Below are 23,915 nucleotides of genomic sequence, written 5' to 3'. Positions count from 1 at the left end.
GAATGTTTCTTCTTCTGCAGACGCGTCAAGCGCAACAGCGTCTGCAACGTTATCTTCAACAGCATCTGCCTCGGGCAGTACTTCCGGCTCAACCTCGTCGACCGAAGCGTCTTCCGCCTGCGGTTCCGGTGCGGGCATTTCCTGTTTTGCAGGCTGCGGTGCGGTCAGCGACGTCACTTTGGCAATCACTGCGGCTGTGTCTTGTTCCGGCTCTGAGGCGGCCTGCTCAAGCATTGTGGCCGGAGCGGCTTCTTCCGCGCGCAGGGTGATCTTGCCACCATCTTCATGGGCCTCGACGCGGCGGGAAATCTCGCGCTCGGCGATGCGGGCCAGCATATCGGCATCCGGTGTCGGCGGCTCCGCGCCAAAATAGCGGTCATCCGCCGCCAGATCGCGAAAATACTCCGCGATGGCTTTCATCGTGCCGAAGGAATCGTCGAAACCTTCCAGGGTGCACGAGAACGTGCCATAGGAAACGGTAAGAATTTTACTGTTGCTAATCATACTGATTGCTCGCTTTTTTACGCCTGCAGCATTCTGTCTATCACCCAAGGCGCGTCGAAAGCGGCCCGATTCTTAGAATTTTAACGTATCATTCCGTGTTTAAAATATGGCTGTATTCTTTGAAATGGAAACAATATGAAAGATTCATCAGTGATTGTTGACAGCACGGAAACAGTAACCCTGATCGGGGGCGCGAATCTGAACAAAGCTGTGTTCAAGCGCGCATGCGCCCTCGCACCACGAGTCGTAGCTGCAGATGGCGGAGCCGATACGGCACTTGAACACGGTGTGACACCCGAAGCGGTGATCGGGGATTTCGATTCCATCAGTGAGGCCACCAGGAACACCCTGCCTGACAGCGCGCTGCACCCGATTGACGAACAGGACAGCACTGATTTCGATAAATCCCTGCGCAATATCAATGCGCCTCTGGTGATTGGTGTCGGCTTTTCCGGTGACCGGGTGGACCATCAGCTGGCTTGTTACAACACTTTGGTGCGCCATCCCGCGCAGAGATGTGTCCTTTTGGGGGACCAGGACCTTGTGTTTCTGGCCCCGCCTTCGTTGCGAATGGCGTTGGAACCGGACACGCCGGTCTCGCTGTTTCCAATGGGCGCGGTCGAAGGCGTTTCGGATGGGCTGCGCTGGCCCATTGCGGGCCTCAACTTTGCACCGGACGGGCGCGTTGGCACCTCGAACATCGCGCTTGGCCAAGTTGAGATCGCCGTGACCAGCCCCAAGATGCTGGTGATCCTGCCCGACAGCACACTTGAAACCGTCGTCAGCGCCTTGCTGGAAACAGCCGCAACCTGGCCTTAGGGTTTCAAGGCCAATGCACCGGAAGTGTATCGGGGCCTTTGTGGTTATCAAGGATCTTGCGGTAGTTCTTCATCGAATGATCCAGCCCCCAATTGTTCGACCGTGGTTCGAAAAACCGGGCATCGCCCATGTGATTGAAATTCGGAGGCAATCCGCAGACCGTGTCGTCAATCCGGCAGATCGACAGGCATTTGTCGTCATGCTGCACCGCGCCACCACCTTTCTTGGGTCGCGGAGCGGCAAATCCGATACCTGTTACATTGTAGGATTTCGACAGGATCTGCGTCGCCGCCGCCCCCAATGAATGGCCAATGATCATTTGCGGCCTGCGATCCCCCAGCCAATCAAATACCTTGCGCGCATAGACCAGAAAGCCCTGATGCCAGATCGTGCCGCTGGCTCCCCTCTCGGTTCCGCCGCTGGCTAACCGATACCGCGTGTGACCAATGCGAAAGACGCGCAGGTTGAAATGGAAATAGTCAAGGATCGAATTGCTGCCCGGCAACAGCAGCACACCGGTTTCTGTCAGATATACCTGTACGTCGTCATCGGTGTTCAGACTATCCGTGATACGGGGTGATTGGATCGTATGTGGTTTGTAAGATTGCTGCGCAAATATCGCAGCGTCGGTCAGACGAATGCGGGCCATGCTGTGCCTCCTTCAACTATAGCCCGAGTGTTCCATGGGCGGCCCTATGTTGGGAAGGGGGGTTTTCCTGACCCCTCACGGGGCGGGTGTTGGCGGCGAGATGCGCTGTTGCAGGGCGCGTTCGCGCATGAACACGAACAGTCCCGACGCGACGATGATAGTGATCCCGAGCCAGGTCAGCGCGTCTGGGAAATCATCAAAGAACCAATAGCCCAGGGCGGTGGCCGCCACGATCTCAAGGTATTGTAGCGGTGCGATAGTCGCCGCCGGGGCCAGACGCAGGGCAAAGCTGATACAGAGATGCGACAGGGTAGAAATGACACCAACCCCGATCAGCGTCACAATCGCGAAACCATATGGCATGGCCGGGTCCAGCAATTCGTTGCCGCTGCCGTCAAAGACCGTGAGCAGTGGAATGACGATCACACAGGCCGCGAAGGCGGTGTAGGATTGCAAGGCGATAGGATGAATCCGCTTGGCCATTTGTCGCGTCATGATCATGTAAAACGCAAAGCACAGCGCCGTGCCCAACGGAAACAGCGCCACAACGCCAAGGTCCTGAAAACTGGGCTGGATCACCAGAATCGCCCCGGCAAACCCGACGATACAGGCGATGATCCGGCGCGGCCCGACCTCTTCCCGCAGGATCAGGCCCCCCAGCAGGGTCAGGACAAATGGTTCCACAAAGAAGATCGCGATGGCATTGGCAATCGGCATGTAGCGCACGGCCGTAAAGAACAACCCGGTGGCCACCACGATCAAAAGCGCCCGCATCAAATGCAATCCGCATTCCCGCAGGTCGGGACGGTGCATCATCTTCAGGGCCAAAGCAATTGGCATCAGCGACAGCAATTGGATGCCAAAGCGGAAGGCCAGAATTTGCATCACCGGAATGTAGGCAGGTGTCGCCTTGGCAAAGGCGTCCATCACCGGCGCGATCATCGCAAAACCGATCATGAAGAGAATGCCAAGCGTGGTGCGGTCCTGCGTCATGAGGCGACGCTAGGAGGGGCGTCAAACCCTGTCCATGCGGTTTACGACAGACGATGCCGGATAATGACGGAAACTGGCAGGTGGCGGATGTTGTACAGCATGGTAACCGCCCACTCAGGGGTCCAGCCTGATATTCTGAAGTCGCAATAAAATAAACGGTTTTAGGCGTTGCTTACAAGGCGCTTTCGTTTATCAAGATCGGTGAAAAATATAAGAAGCAGGTACATGCACCATAGTCGCGACGCTTTTGGCAAAGACCCTGGCCCGGCAGATGCTCGGGATTGGCTCAAAGTTCTCTCTGAGTATCGTGAACCAAGCATGCGGCGAAGTATCTTTGAACTTGCGATAACGCTTGGGCCATTTATCACGCTGTGGGCTTTGGCGTGGTATGCTTTGTCCATCAGCGCCTGGCTTACCCTTGCGATCTCCCTTTGCAATGCGGCGTTCCTATTGCGCCTGTTCGCGATCCAGCATGATTGCGGACACAGTGCATTTTTCAAGAACCGTACCGTGGGCGATTGGCTGGGCCGCGTCATTGGGGTGCTGACTTTGACACCTTATGACGTCTGGCGGCGATCCCATTCCATCCATCACAGCGCATCAGGCAATCTTGGGCGACGGGGCATGGGGGACATTCAAACGCTGACTGTTGCCGAATATCGCAACCTGACACCCTACAAGCGCCTGATTTACCGACTCTATCGTCATCCCATTGTTTTGTTTGGTTTGGCCCCGGGATACCTCTTTTTCCTGCAAAACAGGTTGCCTTTGGGTTTTGCAGACAAGCTCTGGTACTGGGTCAGTGCGATGGCCACAAACGCGGCGATCCTAGCTGCATTGTCACTGATATTCTACTTTGGCGGCCTTATGCCGATCCTGATGATTTTCGTTCCCACAACCCTGCTTGCCGCCACAGCTGGCGTTTGGTTGTTTTACGTGCAGCATCAGTTTGAGAACACGTGCTGGGAAACCGAGGAAGACTGGGATTTGCACCACGCCGCGCTGCACGGAAGTTCCCATTACGTGATGCCGTCTGTTCTGCAATGGATCAGCGCCAATATCGGCATTCACCATGTTCATCATCTATACAGCCGCATCCCATTTTACCGGCTACCCGAAGTGCTGCGGGATCATACGACCCTTGCGCAAAGCAACCGGATGACAATCCGAGAAAGCCTTGTGAACGCACGTTTGCACTTATGGGATGAGGACAGCAAAAAACTACTGTCATTCGCGCAGGCCAAGAACGCCCACTGATTGCCAAAGGTCGGCTCAGCAGTTCGGGATATTCACGGCCAAACCGCCCAGCGATGTTTCTTTGTATTTCTCGCTCATATCGACGCCAGTCTGGCGCATCGTCTCGATACAGGCATCCAGCGGGATGATGTGCGTACCGTCCCCGCGCAGGGCCAGAGACGCCGCACTCACCGCCTTGATCGCGCCGAGGCCGTTGCGTTCGATACAAGGCACCTGCACCAGACCGGCAACGGGGTCACAAGTCATGCCAAGGTGATGTTCAAGCGCAATCTCGGCGGCGTTTTCGATCTGCATGGGCGTACCGCCCAGAACAGCGGCCAGACCAGCGGCACCCATCGCCGAGGCACTACCCACCTCGGCCTGACAACCGGCTTCGGCCCCTGAAATCGAGGCGTTGAATTTGACCAGCCCGCCGATCGCGGCGGCGGTCAGAAGGAAATCTTCGATCTGGGACTCGGACGCCCCCGGCACATGTTCCAGCCAGTATTTGATCACCGCAGGCACCACGCCCGCCGCGCCGTTGGTTGGGGCGGTTACGACTTGCCCGCCATGGGCATTTTCCTCGTTCACCGCCATGGCATAAACGCTGATCCAGTCGTTAATTTTGTGAGGTGCATTCAGGTTGGTGCCCCGCTCGGCCAGCAGCGCATCATGGATGCCCTTGGCACGGCGTTTCACCTGCAGACCGCCGGGCAGGATACCGTCATTCTCGATCCCGCGTTGGATGCAGTCATTCATCACCTGCCACAGCCGGGCCACCCCGGATCGCAGATTTTCCGCACCACCCCGCGCAACCTCATTGGCTTTCTTCATCTGTGCGATGCTCTTGCCCGACCGTTCCGCCATTTCCAGCATCTCTGCGGCGGTCTTGAACGGGTACGGCACTGGATCGCCTTCGTCCGTGTCACGACCTTCGGCCAGCTCGCCCTCGGTCATCACGAATCCGCCACCGATCGAGTAATAGGTTTCCTGCAGGATCACATCGCCCTGCTTGTCGGTGGCCATCAGGATCATGCCATTGGCGTGACCGGGCAGGTTGGGACCGAAATCGAAGATCAGGTCATCCTTGTGATTGAACACCAACGGTGGCAACCCCTCGGGATGCACCATTCCAGTGTCACGGATCTGGGCCAGAGCGGCCTCGGCCTTCTGATCGTCATAGGTATCGGGTTGGAACCCGGCGATGCCCAGAACCGTCGCGCGGTCCGTGGCGTGGCCCACACCGGTGAAGGCAAGCGAGCCGTGCAGCGAGCCTTTGATTCCGTGGAATTCGAAAGGCGACGCGCGCATCAGATCAAGGAACCGGGCCGCGGCCACCATAGGCCCCATCGTGTGGGACGAGGATGGGCCGATCCCAACTTTAAACATATCGAAAACGGACAGAAACATCAGGTGGCACTGCCTTCTGGTGGCGTTGGATGGATCGGGGCCGTGAACGGGTTTGGCCCCAGACCTTCGGCATATATAGCGGCGCTGACGCTGGGGCAATCCTCGAGTCGCCCAAGCATGTCGTGCAGTTGCGGCCATCTGGAAATATCGAACCAGTCCTGATCACATGATGGATACAGAGCCAGCCAGCGCATCATGCAGGCCACATAGAAATCCAAAGCAGCGGGGACAGGGGCAGCAAACCAGTCATGCCCCTGTCCCGCCAGATCTTCGAGGTTGTCGAAATGACGGAGGATCGGCCCACGCATATGGAGGCGCAACTGAGTCTGATCTTTGGCGTTCGCCCCAACATACTGCTCAGGATAAAAAGTCATCCGCAGGGCGACATGAATGGTGTTCGATACACAGAACAACCACTTCAGGAACGCCGCCCGCGCGGGACTGTCCGGGGCCGGGGCCAGTTGGCCGTGCCTGTCCGTCAGCCACAACAGGATCGCCGCGGTTTCAAACATCGGCCCATCGGGGGTTTCCAACACCGGGATGAATCCATTGGGATTCAGCGCCATGTAGCCCGGCGACTTATGCGCATTGGTGCGCCGGTCGACCAGAACAGTTTCATAGGGTTGGCCCATTTGCTCCAGCGCCAGCCGGAGGATCAGAGAGGCGTTGTCAGGGGCGTAGTGCAGGCGGTATGTCATGCGCCTTAATCTAGGAAGTCACGGACAGATCGCAGGCCTGTCCGCGACTCTTTTTGGCGAGGGACACGCGTTTCAGGCCCGCGCGCGGCGGCGCTGCCCCATCTGACGGCCGTCCCGCACGTTCAGGATGAGAAGCGTGATGTTGGTCGCCCCGGCAATCAGTTCGACGCCCTGGATGGCATAGAACCATAGATCAAATTGTCCCGCCTGAGCGCGCAAGGCCAGAAAGACGGCACTGGGCAACAGAATCAGCAAGCCATTGGCGGCGATCATCTTCATCCGTTTGGACTTGCGCGCGATCTGGGGCAGTTTCCAACCCTTACCAAGCGATGCACCCGTCGCCCCGGCCGTGGCCATTGCCGGGATCAGCACGGCCATCCCATAAAGCACTCCTGTCTTAACAGTCGTGATCAGGTCATGATCACCGGTCAGTTCGCTGATGACAGTAGATAGCCAAAAGCAACTTATTGTCAGCAACGCGATGACGGCGGTGGCGATGTGAAGTCTGAGTTTCATGGTCTTCGTCCCATTTTAAATAGCATGCTATTAATATAACTATTGCATAGTGTGCTATGCAAGTGTTTTCTGCGACCATGGGCTTTGAAAAATCAAAATCGGCCGGGTATCTGGCCAATCACATGGCACGCCTGTTTGCCGCCGGGCTGCAAAACCGCATCAAACCGCTGGGAATCGCGCCCGCGCAATTCATGGTGATGCTGGAACTTTGGACGCAAGACGGGCTGACCCAGCGCGATCTGGTCGAGCGACTGGATGTGGAACAAGCCACCATGGCCAACACCCTTGCCCGAATGGAACGCGACGGGCTGATCCAGCGCCGCCCCAGCCCCACCGACAAGCGTGCCAAGGTGATCGTGCTGACGGACAAGGCCAAAGCGCTGCGCGAACCTGCGCAGAAAGGCGCCCGCGCCCAGAACGAAACCGCCCTGTCGGGCCTGTCCAAACAGGAAAGCGAGCAATTGATTTCGCTGATGCAACGGGTGATTGCCACCATGCAGCGCGCGCCCAAGTAAATCTGCGCCTCAATTTGGGGGCAATTGCCTCTCGCACCCCGCGCGCATCTTGCCTATAAACCGGCAAACACTAAAGCGTTGCACTGCGTTTCGATCAAACCTGTGAGTCACGTTCTGATCGAGCCGCTTGAGGGGAGTCTGTGCCATGAGCGGGGAATTGTCGCCCATCGACAAAGCCAAATTCGTTGCCGCCAAGCGGGCGGTCGATCTGATCGAAGACGGCATGCGCGTCGGGCTTGGCACCGGCAGCACCGCTGCATGGATGGTGCGCTGCCTGGGCGAACTGGTGCGCGAGGACGGTCTGAAGATCAAAGGCGTTCCCACCTCAACCCGCACCGCCGAACTGGCCCGCGAGGTCGGTATCGAGGTGATCAGCCTGGACGAGGCAAAGTGGCTGGACATCACCATTGACGGCGCAGACGAATTCGATGGCGATCTCAACCTGATCAAAGGCGGCGGCGGAGCCTTGTTGCAGGAAAAGATTGTGGCTACAGCCAGCGATCAGATGGTGGTGATCACCGATGCCAGCAAAGAGGTCGAACATCTGGGCGCCTTCCCTCTGCCGGTCGAGGTGATCCCCTTTGGCTGGCAAACCACCAAGTCGCTGGTTGAAGAAATGCTGATCAGCATGGATGTGATGGGCCGCGATGCCACACTGCGCATGAACGGCGACCATCCTTACGTGACGGATGAGGGCAACCATATCCTTGACCTGCATCTGGGCCGGATCGGCAATGCGCGACAATTGTCACTGGTGCTGAACCAGATTCCCGGCGTTGTCGAAAACGGGCTGTTCGTGGATATCTGCGATGTGGTCGTTCTGGGCTATGGCGATGGGCGCGTGGAAACCCGCGACATCAATGAAGGCACCGTCGAGGAAGAACGGCTAGATTTTCTGGAGAATGAAAATCTTTTCACCGATATGATGGACTGAGGAAAAGACGCAGATGAGCTTTGACTATGATCTCTTCGTTATCGGCGGCGGCTCGGGCGGGGTGCGTGCGGCACGCGTGGCGGCGCAGGGCGGGGCCAAGGTGGCCCTGGCCGAGGATGACCGGTATGGCGGCACCTGTGTGATCCGGGGCTGTGTGCCCAAGAAACTGATGGTGTTTGCCAGCGAATTCCCTGCAGCGATTGAAGATGCGATCTCATACGGTTGGACCGTCCATGCCGGCGGCTTTGACTGGACTGCGTTCAAGACCAAACTCCATGGCGAATTAGATCGCCTTGAAGGGGTCTACCGCAATATCCTGCAATCCAACGGGGTCGAAACCTTTGATGCTCGTGCCAAGCTGGCAGATGCGCATACGGTCGAGTTGAGCACGGGCGAGCGCAAATCGGCCAAACACATCCTGATCGCCACAGGCGGCCATCCGGTCAAACCCGATCTGCCGGGGGCCGAACATGCCTTGGTTAGTGATGATATCTTCCACCTCAAGGAGTTGCCCAAATCCATCCTGATCGTCGGTGGTGGCTATATCGCCTGCGAATTCGCCGGTATCCTGAACGGGCTGGGCGTGCAGGTGACACAGTATTATCGCGGTGCGCAGATCCTGCGCGGCTTTGACGACGAAGCCCGCGGATTGATTGCCGAGGAAATGATACGCAACGGGATCAAACTGCATCTGGGCACCAATATCCTGGAAATGGCCCCGGCCTCGGCGGATCATTCCGCCAGCCTGTCGGGCACCGCATCAGATGCCGCCATGGGCGCCCCGGCCAGCGAAGCCGGAGAGCTGTTGCCAGAAGACGGCACCGGCGGTGGACCGGTCTGGGTCAAGGCGACAAACGGGTCGGAAAACGTGTTCGACGCGGTGTTCTTTGCCACCGGACGCAACCCAAACACGGCCGATATGGGGCTGGAAGAGGTGGGCGTGAAACTTGGCCGTCGCGGCCAGATCGAGGTGGACGAGTATAGCCAAACCGCTGTTCCCTCGATCTATGCGATTGGCGACGTGACTGACCGCGTGAACCTGACGCCTGTAGCGATCCGCGAAGGCATGGCCTTTGTCGAAACCGTGTTTAACGGCAACCCGACACCAGTCGATCACGACCTGATCCCAACGGCGATCTTCACCCAGCCCGAGATGGGCACAGTGGGTCTGAGCGAGGAAGACGCCCGCGAACAGGAACCGATCGAGGTTTACTGCACCTCGTTCCGCCCGATGCAGACCGCGTATGCCGGACGCCCTGACCGCGTGCTGATGAAACTGGTCGTCAGTCAAGCCACCCGCAAGGTTCTTGGCTGTCACATCGTCGCACCGGGTGCCGGTGAAATGATCCAATTGGCGGGCATCGCGGTAAAAATGGGCGCAACCAAAGAAGATTTCGACCGCACCGTGGCCGTACACCCGACCATGTCGGAAGAAATCGTGACAATGAAGACTCCAATGCGCACGGCTTGATTTTTCGCCCGTGCTGCACAGTTTAGTACCAACGTCGATACAGACGGAAACATAAGGGAAGAGATTTCATGGCTGGACAGTCTGGCGGCCCCTGGGGCGGCGGCGGAAATTCAGGTGGTGGCGGTGGCGGCGATGATGGCCGCGACGGCAACCGGGGTGGCGGACGACGCCCTCCCGAAAATGGTGGGCCGCAAATCCCCGAGATTGATGAACTGGTCAAAAAGGGCCAGGACCAGCTGCGCGTGCTGATGGGCGGTCGCGGCGGTGGTGGCACCGGCGATGGATCCGGCGGCGGCGGTGGACCCAGCTTTGGGCGCGGCACTGTTCTGCTGGGTCTGGGCATCGCAGTGGTGCTTTGGGCCGCGGCCAGTTTCTATACGGTCAAGCCCGAAGAACAATCGGTCGAGCTGTTTCTGGGTGCAGAATACCGCGTGGCAAATCCGGGCCTGAACTTTGCGCCCTGGCCCGTCGTGACCTATGAGAAGCTGCCAGTCACACGCGAGCAGAACGAAGATATCGGTGTCGGTGGGCGCGGGTCCGAAGCTGGCCTGATGCTGACCGGGGACGAGAACATCGTCGATATTGATTTCCAGGTGGTCTGGAACATCAACGACCCGGTCAAATACCTGTTCAACCTGCGCGATCCGCAGATGACCATTCGGGCCGTGTCCGAATCGGCCATGCGCGAAATTATCGCTCAATCGAACCTCGCCCCGATCCTGAACCGGGACCGTGGTGTGATTTCGGCACAACTGGACGATCTGATCCAGAGTACGCTGGACAGTTACAACAGCGGCGTGAACATCATTCGTGTGAACTTTGACAAGGCCGACCCGCCCACTCAGGTGATTGACGCGTTCCGCGATGTGCAAGCCGCGGAACAGGAACGCGACCGTCTGGAGAAACAGGCGGATGCCTATGCCGCCCGCGTTCTGGCCGAGGCTCGCGGTGAAGCTGCGCAGACTCTGGAAGAAGCCGAAGGCTATCGCGCCCGCGTGGTCAACGAGGCCGAGGGTGAAGCCAGCCGCTTTACCGCTGTTCTCAGCGAATACCAGAAGGCCCCGGAAGTCACGCGCAAGCGTCTCTACCTGGAAGCCATGGAAGAAGTTCTGGGCGATATCGACAAAATCATCCTCGATGAAAGCTCAGGAAATGGCGGGCAGGGCGTTGTACCCTATCTGCCATTGAACGAATTGCGACGATCCACCAACACGGGAGGGCAGTAAGATGCGTCCATCAATGTTTTTCCTGCCCATCGTTGTGATTGGCCTGATCGTTGCCCTGTCAGCGGTGTTTATCGTGGACGAGCGTGAAAAGGCGCTGGTGCTGCAGTTTGGCCGGGTGGTCAAAGTGAAGGAAGATCCCGGTCTGGCCTTTAAAATTCCTCTGATTCAAGAGGTTGTGCGATATGATGACCGGATCCTCAGCCGCGATATCGACCCGCTGGAAGTAACTCCGCTGGATGATCGTCGTCTTGTTGTCGACGCCTTTGCCCGCTACCGGATCGTGGATGTCGAACAGTTCCGCCAGGCGGTTGGTGTCGGCGGCATCACCGCGGCGGAGGATCGTCTGGATTCAATCCTGCGTTCGGAAACGCGGCAGGTGCTGGGTTCGGTCAGTTCGAACGATATCCTCAGCTCGGATCGGGCCGCCCTGATGCAGCAGATCCGCAACGGTGCGATTGACGATGCCGAACAGCTGGGTGTCGAACTCATCGACGTGCGCCTGAAACGCACCGACCTGCCCAGCCAGAACCTCGACGCTACCTTCGCGCGGATGCGCGCCGAGCGGGAACGCGAAGCGGCGGACGAAATCGCCCGGGGTAACGAGGCCGCACAACGTGTCCGCGCCCAGGCAGACCGGACCCAGGTCGAGATCGTGTCAGATGCCACCCGTCAGGCCGAAATCACCCGAGGTGAGGCTGACGCGCGCCGCAATGCGATCTTCAACGAAGCGTTCGGTGCGGATGCAGAGTTCTTTGAATTCTACCGTTCTCTGAATGCCTATCGTAAAGCCTTGCGTGGCGAAAATTCCTCGATGGTGATGAGCCCGGATAGTGAGTTCTTCAACTATCTGCGCTCGGATCAGGGGGCGGCTGCCAACGCTGCATCGCAATGATCGAAACCGCGCTTTTAGCGTTGGGACTTGTACTGATTGTGGAGGGGCTGGTCTATGCACTGGCCCCTTCGCTTATTGAGGACTTGCTGAGTGCGATGCGCGCGCTCAGCATCGAACAACGCCGCACTTTGGGGCTGGCCGCTGTCGCCCTTGGCATCGTGTTACTTTGGGTTGCCAAGACACTTGGCGCTTGAACGGCGCCTCACACTGGGTTCACATGCGCGTGACAGATGCACGCAAACTTTGCGATATACAGAGTTGTACCTACATTCAAAGATCATAGGGCCGCGTATGATGCGGCCATGGACGCACAACGAAGGAGATCCGGGAGTGCAAGTTCAAACCATTTCAAAAGTGACACCACATCAGGGCATGCTGCGCGCGATCTGGATGACGGCGCTGGCCATTGGCCTGCTGATCGCCCAGGCAATCGCGGCGCAGGCCCGCCCCGAAAGCTTTGCCGACCTGGCAGACACGATCAGCCCCTCGGTGGTCAACATCACCACCTCGACGGTGGTGGCCCAAGGCACCGGCCCCTCACCAATCGTACCCGAAGGCTCTCCGTTCGAGGACTTTTTCCGCGAGTTCCGCGACCGGAATGGTCAGGGTGACCGCCCCCGCCGCACTTCGGCACTGGGCTCGGGTTTTGTGATTTCCGAGGACGGGTACATCGTTACGAATAACCATGTGATCGAAAGCGCCGATGAAATCATCATCGAGTTCTTTTCCGGTCTGGAACTGGAAGCCGAGATCATAGGCACCGATCCCAAGACCGACATCGCACTTCTGAAAGTCGAGGCCGACGTGCCACTGCCCTTTGTAAACTTTGGGGACAGTGATACGGCCCGCGTCGGTGATTGGGTTATGGCTATGGGCAACCCGCTGGGGCAGGGCTTTTCTGTCTCGGCCGGGATCGTTTCAGCCCGCAATAGGGCGCTGTCAGGCACCTATGACGATTACATCCAGACCGATGCCGCGATTAACCGGGGCAACTCGGGCGGACCGCTGTTCAATATGGATGGCGAGGTTATCGGCGTGAATACCGCGATCCTCAGCCCCACGGGGGGCTCAATCGGGATCGGCTTTTCCATGGCCTCGAACGTGGTCACCCGTGTGGTCGATCAGCTTCAGGAATTCGGCGAGACCCGCCGCGGCTGGCTGGGTGTGCGCATTCAGGATGTGACAGATGATGTCGCCGAGGCGATTGGCCTGGAGAACGCCGCAGGTGCATTGGTTACCGATGTCCCCGAAGGCCCCGCGATGGAGGCCGGTATGCTGGCAGGTGACGTCATCACCAGCTTTGACGGCGTCGAGGTTGCCGATACGCGCGGCCTTGTCCGCCAGGTGGGCAACACCGAAGTGGGCAAAACCGTCCGCGTCGTGGTGTTCCGCGAAGGCAAAACCCAGACGCTGAAAATCACACTGGGCCGTCGCGAAGCTGCCGAAGGCGCAGTTCCCGCTGTTGCGCAACAGGAGAACGGCGACGACACCGCACTAACCGAGCAGGTCACCCTTGGCATGACAATCAGTCCGCTTGATGACGAGCTGCGCAGCCAACTGGATTTGCCCGGCGATGCCGAAGGTCTGATCGTTAAGGACGTTGATGAACTGACCGAAGCCTATGAAAAGGGAATGCGCGCCGGTGACCTGATCACCGAAGCCGGTCAGCAAAAGCTGCTGACGCTGGGCGATCTGGATGATCGGATTGCCGAGGCCAAAGAGGCCGGGCGCAAATCGCTTCTGCTTTTGGTGCGTCGTAGCGGTGAGCCGCGCTTCGTGGCTCTGAGCATCGAGGATGCGAACGACTGAACCGATCCATCACAACACTTCGAAAAGGGCGCCGATTTGGTGCCCTTTTTTCGTGGAAGGTGCTAGCCACGCCCACCAAACAGCAGGTTCGACCCGCCCGAGTCCCGGCTGGGCGGCACGCCATAGATTTTCCGATAGGTTTTCGAGAAATGCGATGGGGCCTTGAAACCGCACATCACGCAAATCTCGGTCAGGGACAATTCGGTCTGCGCCAGCAGGTTGCGGGCCTTCTCCAGCCGCAGACCAAGATAGTACTTCTTGGGCGAAGAATTCATGTACTTCGCAAACAGCCGTTCCAGTTGGCGGGTCGACAGCCCCACCTCTTCAGCCACCTCCGAGGGCGGCAGAGGGTCCTCAAGGTTGTCCTGCATGATCTCGATCGCATTCAGCAGTTTGGAGTGGCGCACGCCCATGCGCCCGGCCATCGAGATGCGCTGTACATGGGTGTCAGCCCGCGGAGCGGTATAAACCATCTGATCCGCGACCCAGGTGGCCAGTTCGGCCCCGTAATCGGAATGAATACGGTCCAGCATCAGGTCCATTGAACTGGCACTGCCCGCACATGTGAAGACGCGCCCATCCACGGTATAGATCGAGTCCTGCACCTCGATATCGGGAAAGGTTTCCGCCATGGCCGAAACGTATTCCCAATGGGTCGTCACGCGTTTGCCGCCCAGCAAACCTGCCAATGCCAGAATATAGGTGCCACTGCTCAGCGCGCCAAAATCCATGCCTTTGCGGGTTTCGCGCCGCAGCCAGTTCAGGATTTTACGGCTGCTGCCCCGGATCGCATCGACACCCGCACAGACAATCAAGGTATCGTTGCGATGCAGGTCAATCAGTCCGGCATTAACCTCGACGGTCATGCCATTCCAACTGGTCACCGGCTCGCCATCTTCGCTGACCAGCATCCAGTCGTAGTAATTTCGCCCCCCGGCAAAGCGATTGGCCAGCGCCAGTGCCTCTTGTGCACAGGTCAGGCCCAGGGGCGAAAAGCCCGGGATCAGCAGAAACACATAGCGTTTGGGTGTGTTCGCCTTGCTCACCCCGGTCTCCTTTGGAATCAGGCCCGCATGTTGGCCCCGTTGGCATCATAAAGCGGCGCACCCTGCACTTCGGCCTCATACATAGTGCCCAGGATTTCAACCTGCAGCTTCGATCCGGCAGCAGCATGCTCAGACGCGACATATCCCATCGCCATTGAACGGCCCACACGGTGCGCATATCCCCCGGACGAGATATACCCGACAGCCTCTCCGTCACTCAGGATGGCCTCATCCCCGGTCACGTCAATCCCATCGACATCAATGGTCAGCGTCACCAGCTTTTGTTTGACGCCCTCGTCGCGGAATCTCTCGGTCGCGGCCTTGCCCACAAACTCCTTCTTCCAGTTGATGAAGGCGTCCATGCCACTTTCCACCGCGTTGAAGTCAGGCCGGAATTCCAGCGTCCACACGCCCCAGCCCTTCTCCAGCCGCATCGACATCAATGCCCGCGCGCCATACCAGGTATAGCCCAGATCAGCCCCGGCTTCTTCAATCGCGCTGGCCAGTTTTAACAGGTATTGCGGACGGCAGTAGATCTCATACCCCAACTCACCGGAAAAGCTGATCCGGTTCAGGATCACCGGCACCCCAGCCACATAGGTCTGGCGCAGGTCGCGGAATTTGAACGCCTCCGCACTGATATCCTCGCGCATCAGCCGCTGCAGCAGTTGGCGTGATTTAGGCCCAGACAAAGCCACGCCGTGCCAGTCATCTGACACGTTGGCATAGGTGACATCAGACGGCAGGTCCTTTTCAAACCAGCGGCGATGCGCCTCTTGCATGGCCCCCGAGCCGAACAACATGAAGTGATCCTCGGACAGGCAGGCCACTGTCAGATCGCCATAAAGCCGTCCCTTTTCCGTCAGCATCGGGGTCAGGGTCAACCGCCCCAGCTTGGGCACATATCCGGCAAGAATAGTGTCGAGATAGGCCCGCGCACCCGCGCCTTTGAATTCGTGCTTGGCGAAGTTGGCAATTTCAATCCCGCCCACGGTCTCTTGCACCGCTTTCACCTCGCGCGCGACATAGTCAAACGAGCGGTTGCGCTCGAATGTCGGGTCTTCATGCGCATCCTCGGGTCCATCGGCAAACCACTGCGCATTCTCAAGGCCGAAGCCCTGATCCATCACCGCGCCCTTGGCGATCAAGCGATCATAAAGCGCAGTGGTCTTTTGCATTCGACCCTTGGGCAGCGTTTCGTTGGGGAAGGTCATCACGAAGCGGCGTTCGTAATTTTCGGTTGATTTCACGGTGCCCCAATCCGGGCTGGCCCAATCGCCGAACCGCGCAATATCCATGGCCCAAACATCGATGCTGGGTTCGCCGTCGATCATCCATTCGGCCATGGTCAGGCCAACGCCGCCGCCCTGACAGAACCCGGCCATGACGCCCACGGCGCACCAATAGTTGGTCATACCCGGCACCGGTCCGATCATCGGATTGCCATCAGGACCAAAAGTAAACGGCCCATTGATCGCATCCTTGATGCCCGCATTGGCCAGCGCCGGAATCCGCTCAAAGCCCAGCTCCAGTCGATCAGCAATCCGGTCCAGGTCAGGCGGCAACAGTTCGTGCCCGAAATCCCAGGGCGTGCCGCCCACTTTCCAAGGCGTGCCCTTCGGCTCGTAAGTGCCCAGCAGCATTCCCTGCCGTTCCTGCCGGAAATAGATGTTGGCCTCATAGTCGATCCCGCAGGGCAGACGGCCCGCGCCGCCCGGTTCCATCCGCTCGGCAATCTCGGGGATCGCTTCGGTGATCAGGTAATGGTGCTCCATCGGCTGCACCGGGATGTTGATCCCCTGCATATGCCCTACCTCGCGCGCCCAGAGTCCACCGCAATTCACGATATGCTCGGCGTTGATCACACCTTTCGGCGTGGTCACATCCCAACTGCCATCGGGTCGCTGTTTCGTCTCTGTCACGCCGCAATGCGTGAAATACTGCGCACCATGCACCCGGGCCGCCTTGGCAAAAGCATAGGTGGCCCCCGACGGGTCCAGATCGCCATCCTGATCGTCCCAAAGGGCGGCGTAATACTGTGAAGTGTCAATCAGCGGGTGCCGCTCGGCCAGCTCTTTCGGACTGATGAATTCCTGATCCAACCCCATATAGCGCGCCTTCGAGCGTTCACGCTTGAGATAGTCGTACCACTCCTTGGTCGAGGCCGCGTAGAAGCCACCCGTCATGTGCAGACCGACACTGTGCCCCGAGGTCTCTTCGATCTCCTTGTAAAGGTCGATCGTATAGCCCTGCAGACGCGAGATATTAGGATCGGACGAAATGGTGTGGATCTGCCCCGCCGCGTGCCAGCTTGACCCCGAGGTCAGCTCGTCCCGCTCCAGCAGCACAACGTCTTTCCAGCCGAACTTGGCAAGGTGAAACAGGATCGAACATCCCACAACACCGCCGCCAATGACCACGGCCTTGGCGTGGCTTGGCAGTTGTTTCCCACCGGCATCGCCCTCTTTTTGAATCTCAGGCATCACTCTCTCCCGTTCTCTCAAGCGTAGGTTGTGTCATATGGTCATCCCGGCGTTGCGGCCCTCGTAGAAGGCGTAGGGCGCTTGCCGCGGGGCCTGCGCATCACCGATGAGTTGCAAGCTCATATCGCCCAATTCGGCTGAAATAGGGTCGAAACTGCGGTTAGTTGTCGCCATCACAAGGGCGGAGGCGGCCAGCTCGTGCTCGGCACCGGTTAACAGGTTGCGCAAGGTGGCACCCTGCCCGTGCCAGGCGGCAATTGCGTGTTCTGTCAGGAAGGTGGCCCCCAGCTGGGCCAGCTTGGCGCGGATCACGATATCGGCCGAGGTGCGGGCCAGCTCTTTGCCCACCATCGGATCGGACGTGACAAGCGTCACACTATGCCCAGCCTCGGCCAGATGCCATGCCGTGCCAACACCGCGCATCGTGCCGCCCTCATCATAGACGATCACGGCAGCGCCCAGTCGCACCTCGCGCCGCATCACCTCTTCGGGCGCGTGAACATGGCCCAGATCGCGGCCCGGCAGCGCGTCGAGTTGCGGCAGCCAACGTTGCGTGCTGTCCTCATCGGGCAGCGACCCGGTGGCGATGATCACATGATCCGGGGCCAAGGCGCGGATATCTTCGGACTCCAGGTAAGAGTTGAGATGCAGCCGCACGCCAAGTCGCGTGAACTGCCGCTCGTACCAATCCATCAGGTCGAGAATCTGCGCCCGGCGCGGCTGCTCTCCGGCCAGCCGGAACTGGCCGCCAATAACCGGTGCCGCCTCATACAGATCAACGCTGTGCCCACGCTCTCCCGCCACTCGCGCTGCTTCAAGCCCGGCAGGGCCAGCCCCGACGACAAGCACCGATTTAGGCTCTGTTACGGCAGAAAACCGATCTCCACCCCAGATATATTCGCGTCCAACCGACGGGTTCACCAGGCAGGAAATCCAATAATCGCGCGAGCGCCGCCCCCAGCACATCTGGTTGCATGAAATACAGCCGCGCACCTCGTCCGGCTCGTCAGCCATCACCTTGGCCGCCAGATGTGGATCGGCGATCTGCCCGCGCACGATGGACACGATATCGGCCTCACCGGCGCTCAGCACACTCTCGGCATTCTGTGGCGTGCGAATACCGCTTTCGGCTTGCACTTTGGCCTGTGTCAGAGCCTGTTTCAGCGCCGCAGTCGCCGAGACGGTGAGTTTCTCACCCAACGTGAAAGTCGGCATCAACTTCTCGAAGTCGAGATACCCTCCTGATCCGCAGGTCACATAGTCCAGATGCCCCGTCGCATCATGCAGCGCCACAATTTCGCAGAGCGTTTCAACGTCGTGGAGCACCGGATAGCTGTCCGACCAGCTGACCGACAGGCCAATGATAAAATCCTCGCCACAGGCGGCCCGAATGCCCTCCAGAATGCGCATCGACAGGCGTGTGCGGTTCTCCAACGACCCACCCCACTGATCCTCGCGCCGGTTGCTCCACGGTGTCCAGAACTGCTCAAGCAGCGAATGGTAAGCGGCCCAGATTTCAACTCCATCAAAGCCCGATTTCTGACAGCGCACAGCGGCGACTATAAAGGCGGCGATGATCTCTTCGATCTCGGCCCCGGTCATCGCATGGCTGCCATCACTGTCATGATAAGACGGCAGGCCCGACGGCCCCCAATGCGGCGCATAGCTCAGATCGCTGTCGCCATGGGCCCCCACATGATATAGCTGCTGCAGCACCACGGTGCCCGCGTCCTGCACGGGCTCGATCACCTTGCGAAAGGCCGGGATTACCGCGTCATCCTCGGAACGGAAATTGCCGCGTGTCAGAACCCCCGTACGATGCACCGGTACCGGTTCGCAAACGATCATCCCCACGCCGCCCAGCGCGCGCTCCAGCAAGTAAGCACCATATTGCTCCCCCGGCAGCCCGTCTTCGGACATGTTCGCCGTATGCGCCCCGAACGTGATCCGGTTGCGCACCGTCTTGTGCCGCAACTGATAGGGTGAGGTGAGGCGCGGAAAACTGGTCATCGGCTCAGTCGTTGTCTTCGTGAATCAGCACATGAAATGACCAAATGCCGTAAAGCTCCTGATCCTCACAGCGTAGCTTGGCCGCCACGATACGATCCGTTTCGCGGAAGAAACTCTGCCCTTCGGCGGCAAGCTCACAAAGCCACTCGCCTTCTTGGTAGAGATCGTAGAAATCGATCCGTTCCTCGCGCCGATACTCCTCTTCGGTTTCAATCGGCGGATAAGCCTCTCGCAGGATGGCCAGCTGCGCCCGGCCCGCCGCGCGGATCGCGAAGGGCGTCAGAAGCTTCTGATCGCCCCGCATCAAGGCCCCATCGACCACCGACAGGTCATCGACAGACCACGGCCCGGGCGAGATCGGCTGAGCACCGACCGTCCCCAGAATGGCCATCATATCATAGACGTCTCCCCCCAGATTCGTGACCAGACTGGGGTTGAGAAACTCGTCAACCGGCAACCCGTTTAAGCCCATCCGGCGCAGCGGCCAAAAGCGAGTGGCCTCACCGGTATCAAGGCTGATCTCAACAAGATGTTGATCGTGCAGCGCGCTGTAATGCGAACCCAGATTATCGACCACATCGCGCAGCACATAAAGATGCGTCTGCGTAGCCGCCATCATCCGGTCATCGGAACTGGTCACTCGGGGCGGGGTGGCGGCGGCAGGCAGCGCCAGAAGACACGAACAAAGGCTGAGAACCGCCAGACGTATCATTGGCCTTGACCTTCAAACAGGGCCTCCACATCATCACCCTTGGCCCCTTTCAGAAAATCCTCGAACACACCGTCATCAAGAATGCGTTTGGCCGTGTCGATCAGCACTTGATGCGTCACCCGCGCCAGGGCTCCGCCCAGCGAAATACGCGCCACGCCGGCTTGGGCAAACTCGGCGCGTGTCACCTTGGCAAACGGCCCGGCGGCCAACGCATTCACAGGTTTTTTGGTCGCCGCGCAAATCCGTCTTACATCGTCCATAGAGGGCGGCAGCGGGGCGTAAAGGCAATCGGCACCGGCATCATCAAAGGCCTGCAGGCGGCGGATGGCTTCGTCCGTGTCATAGACACCGTTCATCACGCCATCGGCGCGGGCCACAAAGACAAAATCGCGCCCCAGCGCGCGCGCCGCAGAGGCCCCGGCCCGGACCCGTTCAACAGCAAGGGCAAAATCATAGGCACCCGCATCGGACATGTCCGTATCTTCGACCGAACACCCGGCCAACCCGACCTCTGCCGCCAGGCGGATCGTTTCGGCCACATCCTCGGGCGCATCGCCATAGCCGTTCTCAAAATCGCCCGAGACAGGCAAGGCGGTTGCCGCCACAACGCTTTGGGCATGGGCAAGGGATTCGTCCCGCGTCACATACCCCATGTCCTTTTTTCCAAGGGTAAACGCATGACCGCTTGAGGTGGTCCCCAATGCCTCGGCCCCCAAGGCAGCAGCCACTTTTGCGCTTCCCTGATCCCAGACATTCATCAGAATGAACGGGTCACCCGGCCGATGCAACGCGCGAAAAACAGACCCTATATCGGCCACAATTAGCCCTCCCAATCCATGACGACCTTGCCGGAATTGCCCGAAATCATCGCGGCAAACCCATCTTCAAAGTCATCAATTGATATCCGATGCGTGATCAGCCCAGACACATCGAGCCCCGACTGCACCAGCGCGATCATCTTGTACCAGGTCTCGAACATCTCGCGGCCATAGATGCCCTTGATATGCAGCATCTTGAAAATCACAGTGTTCCAGTCGACCGGGAATTCGGTGGGCGCGATGCCCAACAGGGCGACCTTACCGCCATTGTTCATCCGCGCGATCATCTGTTGCATCGCGGCAGAGGCACCGGACATTTCAAGGCCCACGTCAAAGCCTTCGGTCATGCCCAGATCATCCATCACATCGCGCAACTGTTGCTGGCTGACATCCACCACATGCTGCACGCCCATCTCGCGGGCAAGGTTCAGACGGTAGGGGTTGATATCAGTGATCACCACTTTGCGCGCGCCAACCTTTTGGGCCACCAGCGCCCCCATGATCCCGATCGGACCCGCACCTGTGACCAGCACATCTTCGCCCACCAGATCGAAGCTGAGGGCGGTGTGGACCGCGTTGCCGAAGGGATCAAAAATCGCTGCGATCTCGTCGGAGATATCCTCGGGGATCGGCACCACATTGGCCTCGGGGATACAGACATACTCGGCAAAGCTGCCGGGACGGTTGACACCAACCCCCTTGGTGTTGCGGCACAGATGCCCCCGCCCGGCGCGGCAATTGCGGCAGGTACCACAAACAATGTGCCCCTCTCCGCTGACCCGCTGGCCGATCTTGAACTTCACCGCGGCGGCACCGGCATCGACGATTTCGCCGACAAATTCATGGCCGACGACCATCGGCACCGGCACGGTCTTGGCGCTGAATTCATCCCATTTCCAGATATGAACGTCGGTTCCACAAATAGCCGATTTCTTGACCTTGATCAGTACATCGGCAGGCCCCGGTTCGGGGACCGGCACATGCTCCATCCACAATCCCGGTTCAGGCTTGGATTTTACGAGAGCTTTCATTTGGTTCTGCATCGTCCTATCCCCACAAATCTGTGCTGAGATATTTCAGCCCGCTGTCGCATATCACAAAGGCGACGGTTCCGCCCTTCTCTGGCCCTTTGAGCAACCGCACAGCGGCGGTCAGATTGGCCCCGGCAGAATAGCCTCCAAAGATACCTTCATGCTTGGCCAATAGCCGGGAGTGTTCGGCGGCTTCTTCACCTGAAATAGTCTCTGTTCCGGCCAAATCGGCGCCTTTCAGATGCGTCAGGTCCGGCATCGAATAGCCGCCTCCCTGAATGGGGTGTTCGGGCTTATCGGGCTCGACCGCGTAGCAACGCACGCCCTTCGGCACGAAGAATTGTGCACATCCGCCCAGCGTGCCGCCAGAGCCAATGAAATCGCAAAACGCCGTCACTGTTCCGCCCGATTGCTCCCAAATTTCGGGGGCTGTGCCGATCTGGTGGGCCTGTACATTTTCGGGGCGCTGGAACTGATCGGCGCGAAAGGCATTCCGCTCGGCTGTCAGCGCCTGAGCCGCCTCTTCGACCAGGGCCAGATCGTCGCCGGACACTTCGCCTTTGATCGAGCCGGCCGCCTGTGGCACCAGGATCACCTCGGCGCCCAAGGCGCGCATCATCCGGGCGCGTTCTTCGGAATTGCCCTCGCTCATCACCGCGACAAAGGGATGGCCCAAGACGCCGCAAACGATGGCCAACCCCGTGCCCATATTGCCCGAGGTCAGTTCCACCACGGTTTGCCCGGCTTTCAATTCGCCCGACGCGCGCGCGCGCTCAACCGTCTGGCGCGCCGCGCGGTCCTTTTTGGAGAAGCCCGGCATCAGGTAATCACATTTCGCCAACAGCCGCCCATCAAGCTTCAATGCGTCTCTAATACGGCTCAATTCGACCAATGGCGTATCGCCAACCGCCTCGATGATGGACGGCAGGATCATGAGATCACCTCCAACTCGCGGCCCACCGCCCCGAACGCGTCAATCGCGCGGTCCAGCATGTCGCGGGTTAGGGCGGCGCTCATCTGCGTGCGGATGCGGTCCTGATCTTTCGGCACCACTGGAAAGCTGAACGCGGTGACATAGACGCCGCGCTCGTTCAGCCGTGCAGCCATTTCCTGCGCCAGTTTCGGATCGCGCAGCATGACGGGGATGATCGCATGTTCGCCCGGCAACAGCTCAAACCCCAAAGCGCCCATTTTCTCGCGGAAATAGCGCGCATTCTCCCACAGTTGGGCACGCAAGGCCGCACCGTCTTCCAGCAGATCGAAAACCTTCAAAGAGGCCGCAGCGATCACCGGTGCCAGCGTGTTGGAAAACAGATAGGGGCGCGAGCGTTGGCGCAGCCAATCGACCACCGAAGCGCTTGCCGCCGTATAGCCACCCGACGCCCCGCCCAGCGCTTTGCCCAACGTGCCAGTCAGGATATCGACGCGCCCCATCACGCCGCAATGTTCGTGCGTGCCGCGTCCGGTGGCCCCAACGAACCCGGTCGAATGGCAGTCATCCACCATGACCATCGCATCGTATTTCTCGGCCAGATCGCAAATCTGATCCAGTTTGGCGAAATAGCCATCCATCGAAAACACGCCATCGGTGGCGATCATCCGGTGGCGCGCGCCGCTGGCCTCTTGCAGACAGCGTTCCAGATCGGCCATGTCAGAATTGGCATAACGATACCGCTGAGCCTTACACAGGCGCACACCGTCGATGATGCTGGCGTGGTTCAGCGCGTCACTGATGATCGCGTCTTCCGGACCCAAAAGCGTCTCGAACAAACCGGCATTGGCATCAAAGGCGGCGGCATAAAGGATGCTGTCCTCCATCCCAAGGAACCCGGCAATCCGTGCTTCCAGCGCCTTATGCTCTTCCTGCGTACCACAGATGAACCGGACTGAGGCCATGCCAAAGCCATAGCGATCCAACCCCTCATGCGCGGCCTGAATGATCTTGGGGTTGTCGGCCAGACCAAGGTAATTGTTGGCGCACAGGTTGATCACCTCGCGCCCGTCGGCCAATTCCACCTCGCCCGCCTGCATTGACGTGATCACGCGTTCGGATTTGTAGAGCCCCTCTTCGCGCAGCCCGTCGAGTCGGCTGGCGATATCGTCATTGAATCTGTCTGATGCACGCATGGGTTTGCTCCTTCGG

General features: G+C 59.1%; 22 protein-coding genes and 1 pseudogene. 9 read left to right on the top strand and 14 right to left on the bottom strand.

Translation table 11 applies throughout. The annotated features are described in order from the left end of the window. A pseudogene (locus tag V6N02_RS07610) lies at positions 1 to 504 on the bottom strand (chemotaxis protein CheA); the annotation flags it as partial. Positions 505 to 639: 135 nt separating this feature from the next. Here V6N02_RS07610 and V6N02_RS07605 point away from each other — a divergent pair. Further along, positions 640 to 1,323, top strand: a complete 684-nt coding sequence (locus tag V6N02_RS07605) for a thiamine diphosphokinase (protein ID WP_371224926.1) — start codon at positions 640 to 642, stop codon at positions 1,321 to 1,323. 4 nt (positions 1,324 to 1,327) lie between these two features. Here the strand turns inward: V6N02_RS07605 and V6N02_RS07600 are convergent, their stop codons facing one another. After that, entirely contained in the window at positions 1,328 to 1,972 is a 645-nt protein-coding gene (locus V6N02_RS07600) for an alpha/beta hydrolase family protein (RefSeq protein WP_371224925.1), read from the bottom strand. Between the two features lie 75 nt (positions 1,973 to 2,047). Then, the gene (locus V6N02_RS07595) at positions 2,048 to 2,965 is read right to left on the bottom strand and encodes a DMT family transporter (protein WP_371224924.1); all 918 of its coding nucleotides are present in this window, start codon (positions 2,963 to 2,965) and stop codon (positions 2,048 to 2,050) included. A gap of 318 nt (positions 2,966 to 3,283) precedes the next feature. On the opposite strand from V6N02_RS07595, the gene V6N02_RS07590 reads away from it, so the two are divergent. Next, positions 3,284 to 4,222, top strand: a complete 939-nt coding sequence (locus tag V6N02_RS07590) for a fatty acid desaturase (RefSeq protein ID WP_371224923.1) — start codon at positions 3,284 to 3,286, stop codon at positions 4,220 to 4,222. 15 nt (positions 4,223 to 4,237) lie between these two features. Here V6N02_RS07590 and V6N02_RS07585 read toward each other — a convergent pair whose 3' ends face one another. The 3 genes from V6N02_RS07585 to V6N02_RS07575 form a co-directional block, all read right to left on the bottom strand. Further along, on the bottom strand, positions 4,238 to 5,611 hold the full coding sequence (locus V6N02_RS07585; RefSeq protein WP_371224922.1) for an L-serine ammonia-lyase: 1,374 nt from the start codon (positions 5,609 to 5,611) through the stop codon (positions 4,238 to 4,240). Beyond that, on the bottom strand, positions 5,611 to 6,309 hold the full coding sequence (locus V6N02_RS07580; protein WP_371224921.1) for a glutathione S-transferase family protein: 699 nt from the start codon (positions 6,307 to 6,309) through the stop codon (positions 5,611 to 5,613). The genes V6N02_RS07585 and V6N02_RS07580 overlap by 1 nt, the downstream gene beginning before the upstream one ends. Positions 6,310 to 6,381: 72 nt before the next feature. After that, complete coding sequence (locus tag V6N02_RS07575) at positions 6,382 to 6,825, bottom strand: hypothetical protein (RefSeq protein ID WP_371224920.1); 444 nt, start codon at positions 6,823 to 6,825, stop codon at positions 6,382 to 6,384. 56 nt (positions 6,826 to 6,881) lie between these two features. On the opposite strand from V6N02_RS07575, the gene V6N02_RS07570 reads away from it, so the two are divergent. The 7 genes from V6N02_RS07570 to V6N02_RS07540 all read left to right on the top strand — a co-directional run bounded on the left by V6N02_RS07570 (position 6,882) and on the right by V6N02_RS07540 (position 13,672). After that, positions 6,882 to 7,340, top strand: coding sequence for a MarR family winged helix-turn-helix transcriptional regulator (locus tag V6N02_RS07570; RefSeq protein ID WP_371224919.1), 459 nt, complete (start codon positions 6,882 to 6,884; stop codon positions 7,338 to 7,340). A gap of 145 nt (positions 7,341 to 7,485) precedes the next feature. Further along, on the top strand, positions 7,486 to 8,274 hold the full coding sequence (rpiA, locus tag V6N02_RS07565) for a ribose-5-phosphate isomerase RpiA (RefSeq protein WP_371224918.1): 789 nt from the start codon (positions 7,486 to 7,488) through the stop codon (positions 8,272 to 8,274). Between the two features lie 13 nt (positions 8,275 to 8,287). After that, positions 8,288 to 9,745: an FAD-dependent oxidoreductase gene (locus V6N02_RS07560; protein WP_371224917.1), complete on the top strand. Its 1,458-nt coding sequence runs from the start codon at positions 8,288 to 8,290 to the stop codon at positions 9,743 to 9,745. A 68-nt stretch (positions 9,746 to 9,813) separates the two neighbouring features. Further along, complete coding sequence (gene hflK, locus V6N02_RS07555; protein WP_371224916.1) at positions 9,814 to 10,971, top strand: FtsH protease activity modulator HflK; 1,158 nt, start codon at positions 9,814 to 9,816, stop codon at positions 10,969 to 10,971. Between the two features lies 1 nt (position 10,972). Further along, a complete protein-coding gene (gene hflC / locus V6N02_RS07550) occupies positions 10,973 to 11,863 on the top strand; it encodes a protease modulator HflC (RefSeq protein WP_371224915.1) in 891 nt (296 codons plus the stop codon). Further along, positions 11,860 to 12,057 carry a DUF2065 domain-containing protein gene (locus V6N02_RS07545; protein WP_371224914.1) on the top strand — a complete coding sequence of 66 codons (198 nt, stop codon included), beginning with the start codon at positions 11,860 to 11,862 and terminating at the stop codon, positions 12,055 to 12,057. Before hflC ends, V6N02_RS07545 begins: the two co-directional genes overlap by 4 nt. A gap of 178 nt (positions 12,058 to 12,235) precedes the next feature. Beyond that, on the top strand, positions 12,236 to 13,672 hold the full coding sequence (locus V6N02_RS07540; protein ID WP_371225274.1) for a Do family serine endopeptidase: 1,437 nt from the start codon (positions 12,236 to 12,238) through the stop codon (positions 13,670 to 13,672). A 62-nt stretch (positions 13,673 to 13,734) separates the two neighbouring features. Here V6N02_RS07540 and V6N02_RS07535 read toward each other — a convergent pair whose 3' ends face one another. Genes V6N02_RS07535 through V6N02_RS07500 form a run of 8 tightly spaced genes read right to left on the bottom strand, consistent with a single transcriptional unit; the run spans position 13,735 to position 23,899 of the window. Continuing rightward, entirely contained in the window at positions 13,735 to 14,718 is a 984-nt protein-coding gene (locus V6N02_RS07535) for a GlxA family transcriptional regulator (RefSeq protein WP_371224913.1), read from the bottom strand. A gap of 17 nt (positions 14,719 to 14,735) precedes the next feature. Beyond that, complete coding sequence (locus V6N02_RS07530; RefSeq protein ID WP_371224912.1) at positions 14,736 to 17,201, bottom strand: GcvT family protein; 2,466 nt, start codon at positions 17,199 to 17,201, stop codon at positions 14,736 to 14,738. 33 nt (positions 17,202 to 17,234) lie between these two features. Continuing rightward, positions 17,235 to 19,211 (bottom strand): oxidoreductase, encoded by a 1,977-nt coding sequence (locus V6N02_RS07525; protein WP_371224911.1) that lies wholly within the window; start codon positions 19,209 to 19,211, stop codon positions 17,235 to 17,237. A gap of 4 nt (positions 19,212 to 19,215) precedes the next feature. After that, the gene (locus tag V6N02_RS07520) at positions 19,216 to 19,923 is read right to left on the bottom strand and encodes a hypothetical protein (protein ID WP_371224910.1); all 708 of its coding nucleotides are present in this window, start codon (positions 19,921 to 19,923) and stop codon (positions 19,216 to 19,218) included. Further along, positions 19,920 to 20,741 carry an isocitrate lyase/PEP mutase family protein gene (locus V6N02_RS07515; RefSeq protein WP_371224909.1) on the bottom strand — a complete coding sequence of 274 codons (822 nt, stop codon included), beginning with the start codon at positions 20,739 to 20,741 and terminating at the stop codon, positions 19,920 to 19,922. Before V6N02_RS07515 ends, V6N02_RS07520 begins: the two co-directional genes overlap by 4 nt. A 2-nt stretch (positions 20,742 to 20,743) precedes the next feature. Further along, positions 20,744 to 21,772, bottom strand: a complete 1,029-nt coding sequence (gene tdh, locus V6N02_RS07510) for an L-threonine 3-dehydrogenase (RefSeq protein WP_371224908.1) — start codon at positions 21,770 to 21,772, stop codon at positions 20,744 to 20,746. Between the two features lie 16 nt (positions 21,773 to 21,788). After that, on the bottom strand, positions 21,789 to 22,706 hold the full coding sequence (locus V6N02_RS07505) for a PLP-dependent cysteine synthase family protein (protein ID WP_371224907.1): 918 nt from the start codon (positions 22,704 to 22,706) through the stop codon (positions 21,789 to 21,791). After that, entirely contained in the window at positions 22,703 to 23,899 is a 1,197-nt protein-coding gene (locus V6N02_RS07500) for a glycine C-acetyltransferase (protein WP_371224906.1), read from the bottom strand. Before V6N02_RS07500 ends, V6N02_RS07505 begins: the two co-directional genes overlap by 4 nt. Positions 23,900 to 23,915 lie beyond the last annotated feature (16 nt).

It is taken from the genome of Roseovarius conchicola, assembly GCF_041403425.1.
GTDB lineage: Bacteria > Pseudomonadota > Alphaproteobacteria > Rhodobacterales > Rhodobacteraceae > Roseovarius > Roseovarius conchicola.
This window is presented reverse-complemented; position numbering and strand designations above follow the sequence as displayed.

Excerpts from the sequence above, each read along its gene's own strand:
- V6N02_RS07605 (WP_371224926.1), top strand. The coding sequence starts at position 640 with ATGAAAGATTCATCAGTGATTGTTGACAGCACGGAAACAGTAACCCTG.
- V6N02_RS07600 (WP_371224925.1), bottom strand. The coding sequence starts at position 1,972 with ATGGCCCGCATTCGTCTGACCGACGCTGCGATATTTGCGCAGCAATCT.
- V6N02_RS07595 (WP_371224924.1), bottom strand. The coding sequence starts at position 2,965 with ATGACGCAGGACCGCACCACGCTTGGCATTCTCTTCATGATCGGTTTT.
- V6N02_RS07590 (WP_371224923.1), top strand. The coding sequence starts at position 3,284 with ATGCGGCGAAGTATCTTTGAACTTGCGATAACGCTTGGGCCATTTATC.
- V6N02_RS07585 (WP_371224922.1), bottom strand. The coding sequence starts at position 5,611 with ATGTTTCTGTCCGTTTTCGATATGTTTAAAGTTGGGATCGGCCCATCC.
- V6N02_RS07580 (WP_371224921.1), bottom strand. The coding sequence starts at position 6,309 with ATGACATACCGCCTGCACTACGCCCCTGACAACGCCTCTCTGATCCTC.
- V6N02_RS07575 (WP_371224920.1), bottom strand. The coding sequence starts at position 6,825 with ATGAAACTCAGACTTCACATCGCCACCGCCGTCATCGCGTTGCTGACA.
- V6N02_RS07570 (WP_371224919.1), top strand. The coding sequence starts at position 6,882 with ATGCAAGTGTTTTCTGCGACCATGGGCTTTGAAAAATCAAAATCGGCC.
- rpiA (WP_371224918.1), top strand. The coding sequence starts at position 7,486 with ATGAGCGGGGAATTGTCGCCCATCGACAAAGCCAAATTCGTTGCCGCC.
- V6N02_RS07560 (WP_371224917.1), top strand. The coding sequence starts at position 8,288 with ATGAGCTTTGACTATGATCTCTTCGTTATCGGCGGCGGCTCGGGCGGG.
- hflK (WP_371224916.1), top strand. The coding sequence starts at position 9,814 with ATGGCTGGACAGTCTGGCGGCCCCTGGGGCGGCGGCGGAAATTCAGGT.
- hflC (WP_371224915.1), top strand. The coding sequence starts at position 10,973 with ATGCGTCCATCAATGTTTTTCCTGCCCATCGTTGTGATTGGCCTGATC.
- V6N02_RS07545 (WP_371224914.1), top strand. The coding sequence starts at position 11,860 with ATGATCGAAACCGCGCTTTTAGCGTTGGGACTTGTACTGATTGTGGAG.
- V6N02_RS07540 (WP_371225274.1), top strand. The coding sequence starts at position 12,236 with ATGCTGCGCGCGATCTGGATGACGGCGCTGGCCATTGGCCTGCTGATC.
- V6N02_RS07530 (WP_371224912.1), bottom strand. The coding sequence starts at position 17,201 with ATGCCTGAGATTCAAAAAGAGGGCGATGCCGGTGGGAAACAACTGCCA.
- V6N02_RS07525 (WP_371224911.1), bottom strand. The coding sequence starts at position 19,211 with ATGACCAGTTTTCCGCGCCTCACCTCACCCTATCAGTTGCGGCACAAG.
- V6N02_RS07520 (WP_371224910.1), bottom strand. The coding sequence starts at position 19,923 with ATGATACGTCTGGCGGTTCTCAGCCTTTGTTCGTGTCTTCTGGCGCTG.
- tdh (WP_371224908.1), bottom strand. The coding sequence starts at position 21,772 with ATGAAAGCTCTCGTAAAATCCAAGCCTGAACCGGGATTGTGGATGGAG.
- V6N02_RS07505 (WP_371224907.1), bottom strand. The coding sequence starts at position 22,706 with ATGATCCTGCCGTCCATCATCGAGGCGGTTGGCGATACGCCATTGGTC.
- V6N02_RS07500 (WP_371224906.1), bottom strand. The coding sequence starts at position 23,899 with ATGCGTGCATCAGACAGATTCAATGACGATATCGCCAGCCGACTCGAC.